This is a genomic window from Millionella massiliensis, assembly GCF_900104655.1.
In the GTDB taxonomy this organism is placed as follows: Bacteria; Bacteroidota; Bacteroidia; order Bacteroidales; family Rikenellaceae; genus Rikenella; species Rikenella massiliensis.
In genome coordinates, this window is sequence record NZ_FNWD01000002.1 from 1,602,030 (window position 1) to 1,620,171 (window position 18,142).

At 58.9% G+C, this 18,142-nt stretch carries 12 protein-coding genes; 2 read left to right on the forward strand and 10 right to left on the reverse strand.

All coding sequences use genetic code 11. The features are described from left to right. Positions 1-399 precede the first annotated feature (399 nt). The 10 genes from BQ5379_RS06275 to BQ5379_RS06325 all read right to left on the reverse strand — a co-directional run bounded on the left by BQ5379_RS06275 (position 400) and on the right by BQ5379_RS06325 (position 14,884). Entirely contained in the window at positions 400-2,466 is a 2,067-nt protein-coding gene (locus BQ5379_RS06275; protein WP_071134648.1) for an alpha-L-fucosidase, read from the reverse strand. Positions 2,467-2,478: 12 nt separating this feature from the next. Next, positions 2,479-3,747, reverse strand: coding sequence for a dicarboxylate/amino acid:cation symporter (locus tag BQ5379_RS06280; RefSeq protein ID WP_071134649.1), 1,269 nt, complete (start codon positions 3,745-3,747; stop codon positions 2,479-2,481). A gap of 63 nt (positions 3,748-3,810) precedes the next feature. After that, positions 3,811-4,557, reverse strand: a complete 747-nt coding sequence (locus tag BQ5379_RS06285) for a porin family protein (RefSeq protein WP_071134650.1) — start codon at positions 4,555-4,557, stop codon at positions 3,811-3,813. A 20-nt stretch (positions 4,558-4,577) separates the two neighbouring features. Beyond that, positions 4,578-6,680: an Ig-like domain-containing domain gene (locus tag BQ5379_RS06290; RefSeq protein ID WP_071134651.1), complete on the reverse strand. Its 2,103-nt coding sequence runs from the start codon at positions 6,678-6,680 to the stop codon at positions 4,578-4,580. A gap of 418 nt (positions 6,681-7,098) precedes the next feature. Continuing rightward, entirely contained in the window at positions 7,099-8,235 is a 1,137-nt protein-coding gene (locus BQ5379_RS06295; RefSeq protein WP_071134652.1) for an ABC transporter permease, read from the reverse strand. Continuing rightward, complete coding sequence (locus tag BQ5379_RS06300) at positions 8,232-9,011, reverse strand: ABC transporter ATP-binding protein (protein ID WP_071134653.1); 780 nt, start codon at positions 9,009-9,011, stop codon at positions 8,232-8,234. Before BQ5379_RS06300 ends, BQ5379_RS06295 begins: the two co-directional genes overlap by 4 nt. A gap of 6 nt (positions 9,012-9,017) precedes the next feature. Further along, entirely contained in the window at positions 9,018-9,971 is a 954-nt protein-coding gene (locus tag BQ5379_RS06305) for an ABC transporter ATP-binding protein (RefSeq protein ID WP_071134654.1), read from the reverse strand. A 378-nt stretch (positions 9,972-10,349) separates the two neighbouring features. After that, positions 10,350-12,332 (reverse strand): family 20 glycosylhydrolase, encoded by a 1,983-nt coding sequence (locus tag BQ5379_RS06315; RefSeq protein ID WP_071134656.1) that lies wholly within the window; start codon positions 12,330-12,332, stop codon positions 10,350-10,352. A gap of 350 nt (positions 12,333-12,682) precedes the next feature. Next, entirely contained in the window at positions 12,683-13,600 is a 918-nt protein-coding gene (locus BQ5379_RS06320; protein WP_071134657.1) for an HlyD family secretion protein, read from the reverse strand. 30 nt (positions 13,601-13,630) lie between these two features. Then, positions 13,631-14,884 (reverse strand): TolC family protein, encoded by a 1,254-nt coding sequence (locus BQ5379_RS06325; protein WP_071134658.1) that lies wholly within the window; start codon positions 14,882-14,884, stop codon positions 13,631-13,633. A gap of 267 nt (positions 14,885-15,151) precedes the next feature. Between BQ5379_RS06325 and BQ5379_RS06335 the strand changes: the two genes are divergently transcribed. Both BQ5379_RS06335 and BQ5379_RS06340 read left to right on the forward strand, forming a co-directional pair. Beyond that, complete coding sequence (locus BQ5379_RS06335; RefSeq protein WP_071134660.1) at positions 15,152-15,913, forward strand: hypothetical protein; 762 nt, start codon at positions 15,152-15,154, stop codon at positions 15,911-15,913. Between the two features lie 179 nt (positions 15,914-16,092). Beyond that, positions 16,093-17,766 (forward strand): putative transporter, encoded by a 1,674-nt coding sequence (locus BQ5379_RS06340; protein ID WP_071134661.1) that lies wholly within the window; start codon positions 16,093-16,095, stop codon positions 17,764-17,766. Positions 17,767-18,142: the final 376 nt, after the last annotated feature.

Genomic DNA, 18,142 nt, shown 5'->3' on the forward strand with positions numbered 1-18,142 from the left:
ATAAGAGAAAGATTGGGAGGGTGAATAGAATAGAATAGAATAGAATAGAATAGAATAGAATAGAATAGAATAGAATAGAATAGAATAGAATAGAGAATGCGTGCCGATCAACCAACACAACCTCCATCTCCGGCCGGCTCACCGCAAGCAAAGCGACACAGGACACACGAAACACACAACAGACTCCGCATACTGACCGGCGAACAGAGATATAAAACAGCGGATAAGCAACCACAACAGTCCTACACCCTCCGTTCATTTCCTCCTCCGAAGACTGCTCAAAAAAAGCCCGCAACGGACTCTACAAGAGCACCGTCACGGGCAAAAACTGAGAAACATTGTCCCGGCCACATCCCTCCGAAAAGGAGATCGCTCAGTGCAGCCGGAACCTGTTGTTATCTACTCCGTCAGGACCGTAACCTCGGCAAATGAAGCACTGGCCGCATCGTCGGCCGTGGCATCCACCACAAAGGTCACCTGACGTCCCTTCACCGGTTCGGCAAAAGTAACTATCTGCTCGATCGGATTGGCCTTGATGTTCGAGAACTCACCCTTGGCGACCTCACGCCCATCGACCAGGATCCGATATTTGGAAACCGGCCCCATGCCCCAACGATTGGCATCCGGCGCATAGGTAACCCCCTTCAGAGTGTAGGTTTCACCCAGGTCGATCACCAGCTCGCGACTCTTCGAGAGCAACAGATACCAGGCCGTACTGGGGTTCCCGTCAAACGCCGTGAGTGCCGTCTCGCCCGCAGGCTTCACGACCTTGAATCCGGCAGTCGGGATATCGAACTGACGCGAAGCCACCGGGCTCATTTTTCCCAGCGTAGGATCGACCGTGATGGCACGAACCATCGCTTTGCGGGGCATCATAAACGGCTCGGTAAACTCGGGCGATTCGGCAGTAGGCTGCGAACCGTCCGTCGTGTAGTGGATCTCGGCTCCCTGCGGCCCGCTGATGAAGACCATGCCCTCGGCATTGCGACGGATCGACGGTTCGACCATCAGCACCGGAGCCAGAAATGCCTCGATATTGTTGATGCACAACGGCCCGCGCGCATCGAGGAAACGCACCCGGAGGCCGCGTGCCGGCGCCGTTTCGAACCGAATGATTCGTTTATACCCGATCGTCGTCATCGTATCCTCCGTAACGACCGGCTGCCACTGAGCCAGCGAGTCGAGGTACTCCACGCAGAACCTGGCCACACGCTGGCCGAGCGGGATATACTCCTGCAACAGCACCCGGTTCATGGGCGTCACGGTATCGAAACGGAACTCGACGCTCCCCGTCTTGACCGTATCTTCCGTGGCCCAGTAGCTGTCCCAATCGCCGTCAGTCAGGTTTTCGGCGTCGAAATCCGAACCACGTTCGTTGCTGACGCGCGGTTCAATGCCGGCCAGCAGGTTCGTTTTGAACTCTTCGTCCAGGGCGTGACGCCACTCCATGATCCGGGCCGAGTCGATCGGATGGATCTTGCCGCTCAGCCCCACCGGGAAGTTCATCAGCAGGTTGGCATTGCGGCCGACGCTCTGGTAATAGATATTCACCAGATGCGAGAGGCTACGCACGGCGTGATCTTCGCGGGCGTGATAGAACCAACCCGGACGGATCGAAACATCGCACTCGGCCGGCTGCCATTCGATGCCGTTGGGCGACCCGTAGTGGGGGTTATCGCCCGGTTTATAGGGCGCCCAGTCGGTCTGACCGGCCCACCCTTCTTCGTTGCCGACCCAACGGATCGTCGGCTGCGTACCGCCGAAGATCATGGCATTGGGGAAACGGGAGTGGATGAACTGCACGGCCCGTTCGTACTGGTAGTAGCTGTTCGGGTCGATGGAACGCTTCTCGCGAGCACCGCCATAGTATCCGTCACCGCCATTGGCGCCGTCGAACCAATATTCGAACAGTTCGACGCTGTCGCAATACTCGGTAATCAGTTCCTGAATCTGGTTGTGGAAATATTCGGTATAGGCCGGACGTCCGTATTCGGCGTGGTTACGATCCCAGGGCGAGAGGTAGAGGCCGAATTTCAGGCCGTATTTGCGGCAGGCATTGACCAGGTCGCGCACCATGTCACCCTTTCCGTCACGCCACGGCGAGTTTTTCACGCTGTACTCGGTGTATTTCGAGGGCCAGAGGTTAAATCCGTCGTGGTGTTTGGCCGTAAGGATCACCCCCTTGAATCCAGCCGCCTGGATGATACGCACCCACTGTTCTGCATCGAGATCAGTGGGGTTGAACGTCTCGGCCGGGGTGTCGCCGTACCCCCATTCGAGGTCGTTGAAGGTATTAAGGCCGAAATGGACAAAGGCATAGGTCTCCATTTTCTGCCAATCGACCTGTGCCTGCGTCGGGATCGGATAGACCGGCTCGGGCGCTTTGCCTTTTTTCTGACACGCCGCGACACCCAGTACAACGGCACCGGCCACGATCATGCGAAAGAGAATGCGATTCCGTTTCATATCGAGTTCAGGTTATTCGGTTTTGGTATTCGAGTCAACGATGGAAGCCACGGTGGCATCGCCCGTGACGTTCACGACCGTACGGAGCATGTCGAGCGGCCGGTCGAGTCCCAGGATCAGGGCCAGTCCTTCGGCGGGCAGCCCCACGGAGGAGAGCACCATAATCAGGATGACGATGGCACCGCCGGGAACGCCGGGCGTACCGATCGAAGAGAGCGTCGTCGTCACAACGATGGTCAGCAACTGGCTGGCCGAGAGGTCGACACCGGCCACCTGTGCGATGAAGACCACGGCCACGGCTTGGTAGAGGCTTGTTCCGTCCATATTGATGGTCATCCCCATGGGCAGCACAAACGAGGTCACGCGCTGCGATACGCCCAGTTTCCGTTCCACGGTCTCCATATTGAGCGGCAGCGTGGCGGCACTGGAACTGGTCGTAAAGGCCAGCAACTGCACGGGCGGCATCGTGGTGAGGAACTTGCGGACGGGGGTCTTCGAGAAGAATTTGAGCAGCAGCGGGTAAAACAGGAAGATCATCAACAGCAGCCCGATCACGACAGTCAGGACGTAGAGCCCCAGCGCCCCGAGCAGTTCGAGGTCACCGGCCGTATCGGCAATCATGCCGGCCATCAACGCCAGCACGCCAATCGGAGCATACTGCATGATGATGTCGATGAGTTTGAGGATCACGGCATCGAGCGAATTGACCAGATTCATGAAGGGCGCCGACTTCTCCTTTCCGACAAAGAGCACGGCCACGCCGATCAGGATGGCGATGACGATCACCTGCAACATGCCGCCATTGTTGCTCATGGCGCCGATCATGTTGTCAGGAAAAATGTCCACCAGGAACTGCAGCGGCGGCGTCTCGGCCATGGCTTCGGCTTCGGTACTGCGTTCGGCGGCGGTGGCTCCGTAGCTGGCCTGCATGGCGGCAGCACTTTCGGTGCTGACCATCTTACCGGGGCCGATCAGTTCAACGAGCACGAGACCCACCACAATGGCCAGTACGGTGGTACAGATATAGATTCCGATGGTTTTGAAACCGAGTCGGGAGAGGGAGGCGATGTCGCTGAGGTTGCCGACACCTTTGATCAGCGAAATCATCACCAGCGGAATGGCAATGAACTTGAGCAGCCGCATGAAGATCTCGCCGAAGGGTTTAACCCAGTCGTTGACCCCCTGCACGAATCCGGCCTGAATGGCGACGATTCCGAGCAGGATCCCGAGCACCATGCCCGCGAGGATCTTGACGTAGAGCGGAAGGGAGTTGAAACGCATCTGATGGGGTTTGTTAGTGTCGGTTCTGTCCGACGGATTAGGGGATATAATAATTGGGTGGGGTTACTTGTGCATCCTCAGTTTGTAGTTCACGCCAAGCGAAACGGCTAGCTGGTCGACGGGCGAACGGAACGGGTTTCCCTCGTATTTGGTTACACCCTTGAGCACGTCCGAGAGTCCGATGTTATACCGGAATTCGGCCGAGATCGAAAAGCGTTTGATGGCGAAAAGCAGGCCGGCCCCGAAGGTGATACCGTACTCCCACCGGTTGTCTCGTGTGGGGTCGTACTCGTACTTGCCCTGTTCGTAGACCTCACCGGTCGCCTGGTTGAACTCTCGGTACTCGGAGCTGTAGGCGTAGCTGAAATAGGGCCCGGCACTGAGATAGAAACGGCTTCCGCCCTTGCTGAGCGGGAGATAGGGCTGCCAGAGGATGGGGATTTCGATGGAATTCCACTTGCGTTCGTAGACGTCGTCCGACTCGAAGGACTGGAAGACGCGGTAACCGCGCTGCGACCAGTTGATGTCGGCTTCGATGCAGCCGACGTACTTCTGGGCTGGAACGTCGAACTTGTAGACCAGTCCGCCGAGTATCAGTCCCATCTTGTACTCGGTCTGACGGGTCGGTTCGAAACGGGCGTTACCCATGGCATATCCGCCACGGATACCGATGTAGTGATCGACCTTGACGGGCTGCCAGGCGGCACTGAGCGTCTCGGACGGTACGCCGCGCTGCTGAGCCTGTGCCGCGGTGCCACAGAGCAGCGCCAGCAGGCCGAATATTATATGGTTGATTCTGAATCGTTTCATGGTTGGAGGAGGTTATGGGGTCAGAACTGGTCGAAGAGTTCCCGCAGATCGACCGGTACGGCCACATCCCAGTTCTCTTTGGCGATGATTTCGCGTCCCGACGCGGGATGCTCCCAATAACGGATACGCTCGGGCTGACGGCGCTGAACCAGCGAACCGGTATCCCATTCACCGTTTTTGTTCCGGTCTTCGGTGATCCGCAACTGATATCTGGTGGGCGTCAGGTAGCGCAACTTGTAGCTCCGACCGGCCGTCGCGTGCTTGATGCGCTGCGACACCTTCCCGTCGGCGGTCAACAGTTCGAGAATATACTCGGCATCGCCCAGCTGTTCGTCGGCCTTCAGATCGATGATCACCGTGCCGAATTTGCTGGAGTCGGCCACCTTGAAGGTCGATTGCAGGGTGTCATTGGCCTGGAAAGCGATGTTCCGGAAAACACTGTCCGGAATCAGCAGTCCGTATTCGTCGTCCGCCTTCCAATCGGCCCGGATGGTCAGCAATCGATGGGTCGCGCTGTCGAGTTCCACGGTGAAGGGTTCGGGCACTTCGACCTTTTCGGCCTGGGCCGGTTCGACGCTCTGCCGGTCACGACTGGGAAGCGCCGACTGGCTTTCGGACAGTTTGGTCAGCCGAATGCGGGCCTCGTCCACCGACCGCAACGGATAGTCGAACAGCAACCGGATGTGGGTTTCGGGATTCAGCGGATTGGCAGCCATCACCTTGAAACCAAAGGGGTTCTTGGGCGGCAATTCTTCGTCGCGGCGCGGTTTTTCGACCTGGGTGGTATCGACATCAACCTGTTTGAAGAGGGTCGTATCGGCCAGCAGTTCGGCATCGGTCCGCTTCGGATCGCCACGCCGACGGCTGATCGCACGGGCCACGCGGAGCCATTTTTTCTGGAGCCGTGCCGCGCGCTTGGCCTTTCGTTTCGCCTCCTTGACCATCCGGACGCTGTCGGCATAGGCGGTAGCCGAGCGCCGGGCACGCGGGGCGTTGGGATCGAAGACCCGGTGGACAAACGACAACTCTTCGGTCTTCAGCTGCGGCCGCCACAGGCTGTCCTGAGTCATGTAGGAGATCGTGGCCCGGATCGTATCCTGCAACGCCTCAGCATCCTGCAGGGTGGGCGGGGCAATCCAGTACCACACGGTGTCGCCCTTGACACCGTTTTCGCGTTTCAGCCACGTGGAGTCGATACCGGCGGGGCGGAACGAAACGATCTGTGCCTGTTCGATCGAGTTGAAGATGATCTGCAATTTCTGCCGCTCGGGACGCGCCGTTCCGATGATGGTCTGTCGACGGACAGGCTCCTCCATGAAGAGTTCAAACCGGAGCTGAGGCGGGTCGATCTGGCGACGGGGGCCTTTGTTGCCGGTGGCGGGCTCGATCCACATGTCGAAGTCGGGCATCCGGGTGGGATTGTACACGGAGTCGAGAATGGCAACGTAATCGGCGCCGGATTCGTATCGCTGATTGCCGTTCTTATCAAGAATGGCATAGACACGGTAATCCTTGTCGCGCAGGATGTCGGCCAGGAAGAAACCGGAGCTGTCGCTGCGGAAGACGGCATCGGCCCGGGCGTTAAAGAGGGTCGAATCGCGATCGGGCAGGGAGTCGGCCCGCGCATCGAAAAAGAAGACCAGCGCACCGATAACGGAGTCGCGGGTCTGGGCATCGATGGTCAGCCCGCTCATCAGCAGGGTGTCGAGTTCGGGACCGGTCGAGAAGACGTAGGCGTAGTTGCCGAGCCGGTTCCCTTCGTTGTTGTCGGCGATGGCATTGCCGAAGTCAAGCCGGTAGGTGGTATTGCTGTCGGGCTGTTCGGAGAAGTCGACCTGGATGGAACGCCCCTTGACCGTGAGCGACGGTTTGCTTCCGCTGAGGGTCGGCGGCGAGACGATAAACTCCTTCTGCTGATCTTGCAGGGTGACGTATTCGTTGAAATTGAGGGTAATCTGTTTCCCTTTGAAGTTAACCGCACGCTGGGCGGGAACCGTGCTGATAATCAGAGGCGGCAACGAGTCGCGGGGGCCGCCCTGCGGTTGTGCGATCGAGGCGCACTGCACGAATATGGCGGCGGCGAGCAGGGCGAAAAACAGGTGTCGTATCCGGATAGATTGCATAATCGTTCGTTCAGTTTCCCGACGCACTGTCGCCGCTCTCCGGGGCAGGATACCCTACGGGGGAGAGACCTTGTCGGGCGCGGTATCGAACGTGCCCCGGCGGGAAACCGCACGCACACGACTCCTTGACTACCGACGCGTCGGGCCATTCGATGCCAATAAACGAACAAATATACAGATTTTTCCGGGGTCGCCGCACGCTTCGACGAGCGCTGGAGGAAAAGAACCCGAAATTTTACATGAATTTAACACCGGCCACCCGCTGTGAATGGCTGTCGGGCAATCGGAACACCCCGGCATGATGCCAACAGTCACCCTTCGGGGAAAAACAGGAAGCACACTTTCGGGGAAACAGCCGCCCCGTGCTCTACACCCGGCAACAACGGCCAATCGGGCAACGGGAACCGCCCAAGAGAGTCTATTTTTTGGGACGGGCGTGACGCACGAAGAGCCCGAGTGCAAGTCCGATCAGCACGAGGGTCATTCCGCCGAGAACGACCAGCGGCAGCCAGAGGTCGACCAGCGGCTGTCCCTTGAGCATCACCCCTTTGATTCCCTCGATGAACCACGTTGCGGGAACCACCTGGCAGACCCATTGCAGCGCCACGGGCATATTGGCCAGCGGGAAGATAAAACCCGACAGCAGCATCGTTGGCAACAACAGCCCCAGGAACGACGAAGTGAGGGCCGACTGTTGGGTTTTGACGAGCGACGAAATCAGAATGCCGAGTCCGATGGCAGCGAGGATAAAGAGGGCACAAAGCAGGATGACGCCCCAGATCGACCCGTAGCAGGGCATTCCGAAGACGAGCGTGCCGAGCAGCATGATAAGGGTTGTGTTGATGGCCGTCAGCACGAAATAGGGCAACACCTTGCTGAGCACGATGGTGCGCGCCTTGAGGGGCGAAACGGTGAGCAGCCGCAGCGTACCGGTCTCCTTTTCGCGGGCCAGCGTCACAGAGGTCATCATGGCGGCAACGATCATCACGATCATGGCGATCACCCCCGGAACAAACATGTAGGCCGACTTCAATTCGGGGTTATACATCATCCGGACGTTGGTACGAAGCGGTGCGGCATCGGCCGCCGACAACCCGTCAGCTGTGTTGATCTCGGCATTGAGATCAGCCACGATTCCGGAGGCGTAACCGATGATGGTCGTGGCGATATTCAGGTCCGAGGCATCGGTCACAAGCTGCACGGTGGCACCGCCCAGCCGCCGGGCATCGGACCCGAAGTCGGGCGGAATGACAACCACCATCTTGACAATCCCCTTTTTGAAGGCGGCGTCGATATCGGCCTCGCGGCGGACGTCATCGACCACCCGAAACTGGTCGGCGGCGGTCAGTTTCTGCACGAGCCGACGGGCCAGCGGATCACCGTGCGAGGAGTCGAGCACGGCAATCGGAGTATGGTCGATGTCGGTGGAGATCACATAGCCGAACAGCAGCACCAGCGCCAGCGGAATGGCGAAAAGCATGACCAGTGTCCGCCGCTCACGGAGAATGTGGCGCCACTCTTTGGTGACGAAACTCAGAAAGATACTGTTTTTCATAATCCGTTCTCCGTTTTCGCAGGGTCTGTCGCGGGGGTTTGCGGCAGGGCGGCCCGGCGGGTCAGCTTGCCGAAGAGGTCGTCCATGTCGCGCGCTCCATACTCGCGCATCAGTGTGCGCGGCCGGTCGAGGGCTTTCATCTGCCCGTCGGCCATAATGAGGGTCCGGTTGCAATAGAGGGCCTCGTCGAGGTAGTGGGTGGTCACCAGAACAGTCGTTCCGCCGGCGGCGGCATCGAGGATCAACTCCCAGAAACGGCGGCGTCCCAGCGGATCGACTCCGCCGGTCGGCTCGTCGAGGAAGAGCACCTCGGGACGGTGGAGCATGGCGGCCGAAAGGGCGATTTTCTGTTTCCAGCCGGGCGGCAGGCTCCCGACAAAGTGGTCGCGGAGCGGCTCCATCTCCAGTTTGCGGAACATTTCGGCCATACGCTCACGCAGCACGGTGCGCGAGAGGCCGTAGATGGTGCCGAATATCTGGAGGTTTTCGCTGACGGTGAGATCGTCGTAGAGCGAAAACCGCTGACTCATGTATCCGATCCGCCGTTTGACCTGTTCGGGACGGCGCGCCACGTCGAAACCGGCCACTTCGGCCCGACCGGCGGAGGGTTTGAGCAGGCCGCAAAGCATCCGGATGGCGGTGGTTTTTCCGGCTCCGTTGGCACCGAGAAAACCGAATACCTCGCCGCGGCCGACGTCAAAGGTCAGGTCGTCGACAGCCGTAAAGTCGCCAAACCGCCGGCTCAGATGTTCTACGATGATGTTCCGCTCTTCCATGGTTCTCTATCGGTTATCGTCTTGCAAACTCTCGGTCGTTTCGGCGCCGGAGGTGAGTTGAATGAAGAAATCTTCGACCGTGGGGCGCACGGGGCTGATGCCGACCAGCGAGGTGTCGATGCCCTGACCGCGCAGGTAGCTGACCACGGTCTCAGTACGCATGCCGGGCAGGTTGACCCCCAGGTGGATCCGGTCGCCGAAGGTGTAGCAGTTGCCGCTGAGCGACCAGTCGCGCAGCAGACGGAGCAGGCGGCTGTTCCGGGCGGGGTCGGCGGCACTGATTTCGTACAGCGTTCCGCGGTAGCGTTGGGTGACCTCCGCGGGCGCAAGCGTATCGAGCGCCGCACCGCGATGGAGCAGCGTGATGCGGTCGCACTTGGCGGCCTCGTCCATGTAGGAGGTCGAGACGAGCACCGTCTTCCCCTGGTCGGCCAAACGGCGCAGGGCGGCCCAGAATTCGCTGCGCGATGTGGGGTCGACGCCGGTCGTGGGTTCGTCGAGCATCAGCACGTCGGGGTTGTGGATCATGGCGCAGCAGAGGGCGAGTTTCTGCTTCATCCCGCCGGAGAGTTTGGCGGCGGGACGCGACGCGAAGGGTTCGATCTGCCCCCAGATGTCGCCGACAAGCGTCCCGATGCTGTCCACGGGCTGGCGGTAGATGTGGGCAAAGAATTCGAGATTTTCGCGGACCGAGAGGTCGCCGTAGAGCGAAAAAACGGCGGGCATGTAGCCGACCGTATTCCGCACTTCGTGCCACTGGCGGAGGATGTCGTAGCCGCCGACGGTCGCCGTACCGCTGTCGGGCCGCAACAGCGTCACAAGGATGTCGAACAGGGTGGTTTTCCCAGCCCCGTCGGCACCGATCAGCCCGTGGATGCTTCCGCGAGGCACGTGGAGCGACACGTTGTCAAGGGCGAGGGTCTCGCCCCGTTTTTTCGATATCCCTTCGGCTTCGATCATACGATCCTGTCTCTTCGTTGGTTTTGTTTCGTGTTTCGGAACCTGCAACGGTGCGGCCCCGCACAGGGTTCCGCCCCGGCACCGATCCCATCCGGTTCCAATCCCCTTTGCACCGATTCACTCCGGCACCAATTCCCTCAGGCCGGGCACTCCGGCAAAACGATTCTCCGACGGAATGCCCCGGCAAACGCCCTGCGATGAAAGGTCTCACCAGCAAAACGGCCCCGAAGGAACAATCCTCCGGCGGAACGGCCCTGCAAAAGTACGCTTCATCGGCACCCCGTCAAAAATGACTTTTCAAAAAAGACTCTTACGGAGTGCGCTGCTCACCTTCCTCAAGCAGGCGGAGCACCCCGGCGGCGCGGCCGGGAAGCAGGGCTAATCCTGACAGTAGTTATACACCTTCAGGTTTTCGACCCGGCTGTTGAATTCGCCGGCTTGCTCCAGCGGGAACACCAGCGTGCGAACGTAGTTCATCGAATCGCGTCCGCCGTTGAAGTATTGTTTGGCAACGTCCATCTTCTCGATCACCCGGCCATCGACCTTGAGGGTGGTGCTGACGTTATCTCCCTCGATCGAGACGTTGACCTTCTCGCCGGGATTCACACGGAAGGGGAAAGTGTTGAGATAGCCGTCGCGCGAGAAGCCCATCATGCCGCGCACCGGATCGCTCAGGTAGAACACGGCGTTGGGCGAGCGGAAGAGCACCGTTCCAGGCTGCTCTTCGGCACCGGTAATGTCGAAGCTGACGGTGTAGTTGTACCCGATTTCGGGATAGTCCGACGTGCTGCCGGCCTTGACTTCGGCACGCTCGTAGACCAGTCCCGGGGTACGTCCGATCCGCCCCATCTGGTTGACGCCGGGGGCTTCGCTCAGCCCGGCACGCTGGCGGTCGAACTCGGCGTAGGGCAGGCTGGCACTCTTTCCGGTCCACATCTTCACGGCCAGAGTCTGCATCGCGGGGAAGAGGCGATGGTGAATATCCTTGACGCTGATACCGTTGCCGACGTGGTCGTTCCACACGGCAAACATGCCGCCGAGGATCGAGGGGTGCTGCTCTTCGAAAACGGCCTTGCCGATATGGGCCGGGGTCCAGTTTTCGTAGAGGTAGGGTTCGTTCAGATAGTCATAGTAGTATCCGGCACGGGGTACGATGTAGACCAGTCCGTCGGGAATGCTGACCAGTTGGTAACCCTTTTCGATCATCGTGGCGGGGTCGGCATAACCGTTGTACCAGGCACCCATCACGACATTTTCGGCCTTGACGGGCGTATCGCCGTCGGCATGGGTCAGCGCCCCCCAAAGCATGGCCTGCTTGCCATAGCTTTCAACCAGCCGGATGTAGTGGTCGGTGAAGGCGCGGAACTTCTCGACCACCTCTTTCTTGGCATTGGAGTACTCGTCGGTACCGATGTGGACGCGTTTGCCGACAAACACGGGCTGATCGCCCTCGAGGTACTCCTTGAACAGGGCATCGACAAAGCGGTAGGTCTCGGGGTTGAAGATGTCGAGGTGATCCATGCCGTACTCCTTGCTACCGATCTCGGGTTTGTAGTGCGAGAGGGCCAGCGAGTGGGCGGGTACGTCGATCTCGGGAATGATCTCCACGAACCGGTCGGCGGCTTCGTGCTGGAAGTCGATGAACTCCTGCTTGGAGTACGAACCGTCCCGGGCGGTCAGTCCGGGGAAGGTGGTCGATTCGAGCCGGAAGGCGGCATAGGTACGGTTCCAGTCGTGGCCGAAGAACTGTTTGAACCCGTTGTCGTTCAGGTGCACCTGCAGGGTGTTCATCTTATAGTAGGCCATGACCTTGACCAGGTCGCGCAGGTAGGTCATGGGGATATACTTGCGGCCGCAGTCAATCATAAAGCCGCGCAGGGGGTAGTCGGGATAGTCGCGGATCGTCCCCTGCGGAATGGCGCGCGTGTCGCTCTGCTCGGCAATCTGGAGCAGGGTGCGGGTCCCCCAGTAGAGCCCGGTAGCGGTCGGAGCCGACAGTTCCACCCGGTCGGAGGTTTGAATCATGTAACCCTCCTGGCCAAGGGTTTTGTCCGCCTGGCCGAGGGCGAGCACAATATCGCCAGCCGCTGCCCGACCTTGCGCCACCTTGAGGGTCGTGCCAAACATCGTGGCGTAGTCGTCGGCCAACATGCGGGCCACACGCTGCACCTCGGGGTCCTCCGATGCGCAGACGATCCGGGTTTTGGCTCCGGGCGTAAATTCACCGCTTCCGGCCGTCCACTGCTTGAGTTCGGGAACAACAAAGGGTTTGGCATTTTCACCGGCGTGCAGCGGGCCTGCGGCCGAAACAGCCAGCCACGCGGCACAAATCAACGTTTTCAGACGAGTCAGTTTTTTCATTACGGTTTAGGAATAGTAGGGGCTTATGGGGTAATAAAATGGTTCGGGGTTCGACAGCATCCGGAGATGATACGTTATCCATCGTGTGATCGTTGCTTCGCGACTTCTCCGGCCGGGAGGCACCGGACACCAGCCTTACAACACCGCCTCGAACAGGGCTTTCTCATTGTCCGCATGCTCCGCCTGCTGCGCATTTATCCTACTCTCTTCGCCTGCTGCGCGTCACTATCCTGTTCTTCGCATCCTGCGCGTTCGTCCTACTTCACTTCGTATCTTGTGCGTCGCTAATCGACACTTTCTATCGTATCCTCCATGATCACCTGCTCGGACACCCGTTCAGCAACGGGACGTCACTTCGCCGCGGGCTGCCCGAAATAGACTTCAGCAGGCATCCCGATCTTGAGCGTTCCGGGGTTGGGAACGTAAATCTTGAGGGCGTAAACCAGATTGGCCCGTTCACCGCGGGTCTGAATCACTTTGGGTGTAAACTCGGCCTTGTCGGCAATCCAGCCTATCCGTCCGGTGAAAGAGGTCGTACCGGCATAGGTGCTGTCCACACGCACCTGAACCTGCTGCCCGACCTGCACGGAGGCGAGCTGCGGCTCCTCGATGTAGGCCCGAAGAATCAAGGTGTCGAGGTTAGCCACCTTGTACAGGGGTTTGCCGATCGAGGCAAGTTCGTGCTGCTCGGCATACTTGGCCAGCACGGTCCCTTCGACCGGATTGGTGACGTAGGCGTTATCGATGCGGTCCTGCACCTGCAGGATCTGCTGACGGAGCGGCTCCATGCGGGCCAGCAGGGTGCGGGTCTGGATATCGAGGTTCGACTCCTGGGCTTCGATCTGCTTCTGGAGCACTTGGGCGTCGTATGCGAGGTTGTCGACCTGCTGGGCCGTCGAGGCGTCTTCGGCGGCAAGGGCCTTAAAGCGGTTCAGCTCGTGACGGGTCTTGGCCAGCTGCTCGCGGACGACGTCGAGCTGTATCTCCTTCTCGGGCAGTTGGGCTCGCAACACGGCGATTTCGCCCTGAAGCTGGTTGCGCTGCAGGACGAGTTGCAGCGTATCGACCCACCCGACGATCTCGCCACGGTGGAGTTTATAACCTTCGTCTATATTGAATTCCAGCAGTTTGCCGTTGCAGTCGGCCGAGACGATCACCTCGACGGCTTCGAAGTTGCCGTAGGCGTCGGGCTCGAGCCCCCGGTCACAGGAGCTGAAGCTGCCGGCTGCCAGCAAAGCGGCAGTTCCGATGGACAGGATGCGTTTCATAGTATCTCTCGATTCTTGGTTGACGGTCTGTTATTTGTAAATTCCACGTGCGGCGTCGTACTTGAGCCATGCCTGCACCAGACGCAGGGCATTGATCTCGGCGTTGATGCGTGCAGTCGCCTCGTTGTTGAATTCGGTCAGGTACTCCGAATCGGTAATGACGCCGCCCTTGAGCTGGGCCAACGCCCGCTGCCGGACGTCGGTGCGCGCCGCCACGATCTGCGGATCCAGCGCGGTGATCTCCTGCAGCTTCTCGATGTCGGTGACGTACTGGTCGACTTCGATTCGGGTATTCCGTTCGAAATCACGCTGCTGCTGATCGATGTCGCGGCTTAGCACCCGATTGGCGCGTTTCTCTTTCTGCGTGGCGTCCCATCCGGTCAGGGGCAGGTTGAAACGGAGCCCCCCAATCGCCATCAGGGCAAAGTCGCGGTCGAAGAAGTTGTAACCGGGACGGCCATACCCGCCGCTGGCAAAGAGCGACAGTTTGGGGTTGGATTTGCTGTTCAACAGTTTGTCCTGCATGTCGAGCTGCTCCTGCTGACGGGCAAAGAGGGTAAATTCGGTCCGTTTCGAGATGTCGCTCTCGCCGGGCAGGGTCCCGGGTACGATCGGCACCTCCAGCGGGGTGTTTTCGGTGATGGTCAGCCCGGTCAGGGTTGCGAGGGCATCGGTCAGTTTGCTCCGCGTCCCAAGCAATTCGGCTCGCTGCTGGTCGAGTTCGAGCAGCCGGGCCTGGAGCGATGCACGGACTCCGCCGGTGGCCGTGCCGTGGGCAATCTGCGCGGCGACGACCTTCATGTCGGCCTCCAGGGTCTGACGCATCAGGGTGTTGACGGCCAGCTGTCGGTCGGCCAGCAGGATGTTCATGTAGATATCGTTGATCCGGTCGCGCAGACGGTCGAGCTGCACCTCGAGCGAAGCGGTCTCGACCTGTTCGGTCGCCTCGTTGACCCGTTTGGTATTGCGGACGCTGCCACCGCCGTAGATCACCTGCGAGAGGTCGACGGTCGCCTTGTACTGGTCGCGCGGCAGGTCGAAGGTGATGGCAATGGGCAGGTCATCCGGGAAGGTCGGCACATCGTTCTGGTAGCTGGCCTGGGCGTTCAGCTCCAGCTGCGGGATCAGCGACGATGAAACGGCCTGGTCGCGGGCCTCACGTTTTTCGCCGGCCAGTGCCTGCCGCGCAGTCAACGGAGAGTGGGTCACGGCCGCCTGACGACAGGCGTCGAGGGTCAGCGTCGTCTCCTGCGCCACGGCCGGGCCGACACATAATGCCAGCAAAAACAGGGGGATTACAGGTCTAATCATGGGGAAATGCAGCCAAAATATAGACAATATTACGAAATATGCTTGAGAATTCAAATTATGCACTAACTTTGGAGAGCATAATGCTCGTTCATGGCTTCATCCGCAAGGACTGCATGAGGACCTTATTGTATAAAACAGACACGTTGAAAAAGCGTCGGTTTTATCCGCAGAGTCTCTTCGGAACAGTTCGGAAGGCCCAAGCCCGAACGTATTTATTCACTCATCAAACACGTGTAGATTATGAGGCTTAAACTATTATGGATCGTACTGGCCGGCGTCCTGTTCTCAGCCGGCGAGGCTTATGCCCAACGCGGACGTACCATCACTCCGTTCACCCCGCGTATCACCGACTCTACCGGAAAGAAAGTTTACGTGCAACCTCAGGAGGTACGCCGAAGCCGCATCGCCATTACCGTGGGATACGGCTACTCACCCGTCACCTCCTACAACAGCTACGCCAATAAACGCTTCCCGTTCGTCTACAACAACGCCCAAAGCCAGACATTCCCGCAGGGAGATATCACCAGCTGCTTCGGAACCGTCAGCCTCGGTTTCAACTACGAAATCACCCCATGGCTCGAGCTCAACATCCCGATCGTCTATTCACACAGCAAGGGCTGGCAGGAGTGCATCCTCGGTGGCGTACAGGATGTCTCCGGCTACCAGAAAGACAACTGGATAACGATCCTTCCTAACCTACGCATCAACTGGATGCGTAACAACTGGATCTCGATCTACACCCGTGCCGGGATTGGCACAGGTATCGGCACCCGCTACGTATCGTGTGACGGTGACCAGACCAACAAAGCCGTACTCGCCTACCAGGTATCACCCGTGGGTGTCGAAATGGGCAAAGGCAACTTCTGCTTCTACGTCGAAGGCGGCTACGGATACACCGGTATGGTTATGGCCGGTATCAAACTCAAAATGGGCAAAGTGCTCAAGAGCGGCAAAGTCAGCACCGGACGCCACGTAAACTGGTACGACAAATACCTCTACTAAACCGCTTCACACACCGACACCTTTTCCCGCCCCGATGGACCTTCAACCTCCACCGGGGCGGTTTTCGTTCCGGGAAACTCCTTTTTTACACCGATTTTGAAAAATGAAGCCATTATCAAGATTTCTTAAAAATTAAATAAAAGAGTACCTTTGCAACTCCGTTTAGCCTTGTAAAAACTATGGAATGGATTAATAACCTATTTTTCGGCGGAGGAGTCGCCCACTCGATCCTGCTGATCGCCATGGTGATCGCCATCGGGATCGCCCTCGGCAAGATCAAGATCGCCGGCATCTCGCTGGGGATCACCTGGATCCTGTTCGTCGGCATCGCGCTGAGCCACTTCGGCATGCGCATCGACCCCTCGACCCTGCAATTCGTCAAAGAGTTCGGCCTGATCCTCTTCGTCTACTCGATCGGACTGCAGGTCGGCCCGAGCTTCTTCTCCTCGCTCAAGCAGGGCGGGTTGACCCTTAACATGCTCGCCACCGCCATCGTCTTCCTCGGCGTGGTCATCACCTACATCCTGCACGTGGTGACCGGCATCCCCATCACCACGATGGTCGGGATCCTCTCAGGGGCCGTGACCAACACCCCCGGGCTCGGTGCCGCTCAACAAACCTATAGCGACATGACCGGCATCAACGATCCCTCGATTCCGCTCGGCTACGCCGTCGCCTACCCCCTCGGCGTGATCGGCATCATCGTCTCGATCATGGCCATCCGCGTCTTCTTCCGCATCAAACTCGACAAGGAAGCCGCCGCAGCCAACCATGGCGATCAGGATGATTCCGGCGCACAACGCCTCTCGATCGTACTCGAAAACCCGACCATTGCCGGCCGCACCGTCGGCGAAATCTCCGGGCTGATCGACCGTACCTTCGTCGTATCGCGCGTGTGCCACCAAAGCACCGGCCGCACCGAAATCGCCAGCAACACGACAGTGTTGAACCTCGGCGACAAACTCTTCGTCATCGCCGCCCACAAAGACGAAGAGGCGCTGGTCGCATTCCTCGGCCACAAGATCGACATGGACTTCTCGGCCTGGGAAAAACTCGACAGCCAGTTCATCTCGCGCCGCGTGATGATCACCAAGCCCGAGCTCAATGGCAAACGGCTCGGCGACCTGAAACTGCGCAGCCTCTACGGCATCAACATCACCCGCGTGAACCGTGCCGGCGTCGACCTGGTTGCCAACCGGCACCTCCAGCTCCAGATGGGTGACCGAGTGACCGTGGTCGGTACCGAGACCGGCGTTGCCGAAGCCACCAAAGTCCTGGGTAACTCGATGCGCCGTCTGCGCGAACCGAACCTGATTCCGATCTTTGTCGGCATCTTCCTCGGCGTACTCCTCGGCAGCATCCCGATCATGCTGCCCGGCATCCCCCAACCGCTGAAACTGGGGCTGGCCGGCGGCCCGCTGATCGTCTCGATCCTGATCAGCCGCTTCGGTCCCCAATACAAAGTGGTCACCTATACGACCATGAGTGCCAACCTGATGCTGCGTGAAATCGGCATCGCCCTCTTCCTGGCCGGCGTCGGGCTGGGAGCCGGCGAAGGTTTCGTCGAAACGATTGTCGATGGCGGCGGATACAAATGGATCGGCTACGGCGTCATCATCACGATGGTTCCGCTGCTGCTGGTGGGCATAATCGGACGACTCTTCTACAAAGTCAACTACTTTACGCTGGCCGGGTTGTTGGCCGGAAGTATGACCGACCCGCCCGCACTGGCCTACTCGAATGCACTGGCCGGTAACGACCTACCCGCCGTCGGTTACGCTACGGTTTACCCGCTCACCATGTTCCTCCGCATCCTGACGGCACAGCTACTGATCCTGTTCGTAGCGGCATAAGCCAAGCCGTTTCAAACAAAGAGAATATAGTATTACCACCTCGCTTTTCCACAGAGAAAAGCGAGGTGGTAATGTTTTGGAAGACACCAATTTAGCGGTCTACTTTATTGATACTACCCCGTTGTTCTAGACCACCCCGCAGTGTTTTTGCGTTCCGTATGCGACTGCCGCTTTTTGTAAAAAGCGGCACCAAAAACTTTTGAGATGGCAGCCTCTACCCTACGATGACCCACCGTTTAGGATGCGTAGCATCCGCCGAAAAGTTCTTTGGGTCCCTTTCTTTCAAGAAAGGGACGGTTCCATACGGATAGATCGTCACAAAATACACAGGAGCCGCAGGAAAATGATTTTCCTGTGGCTCCTGCTCAAATCCAAG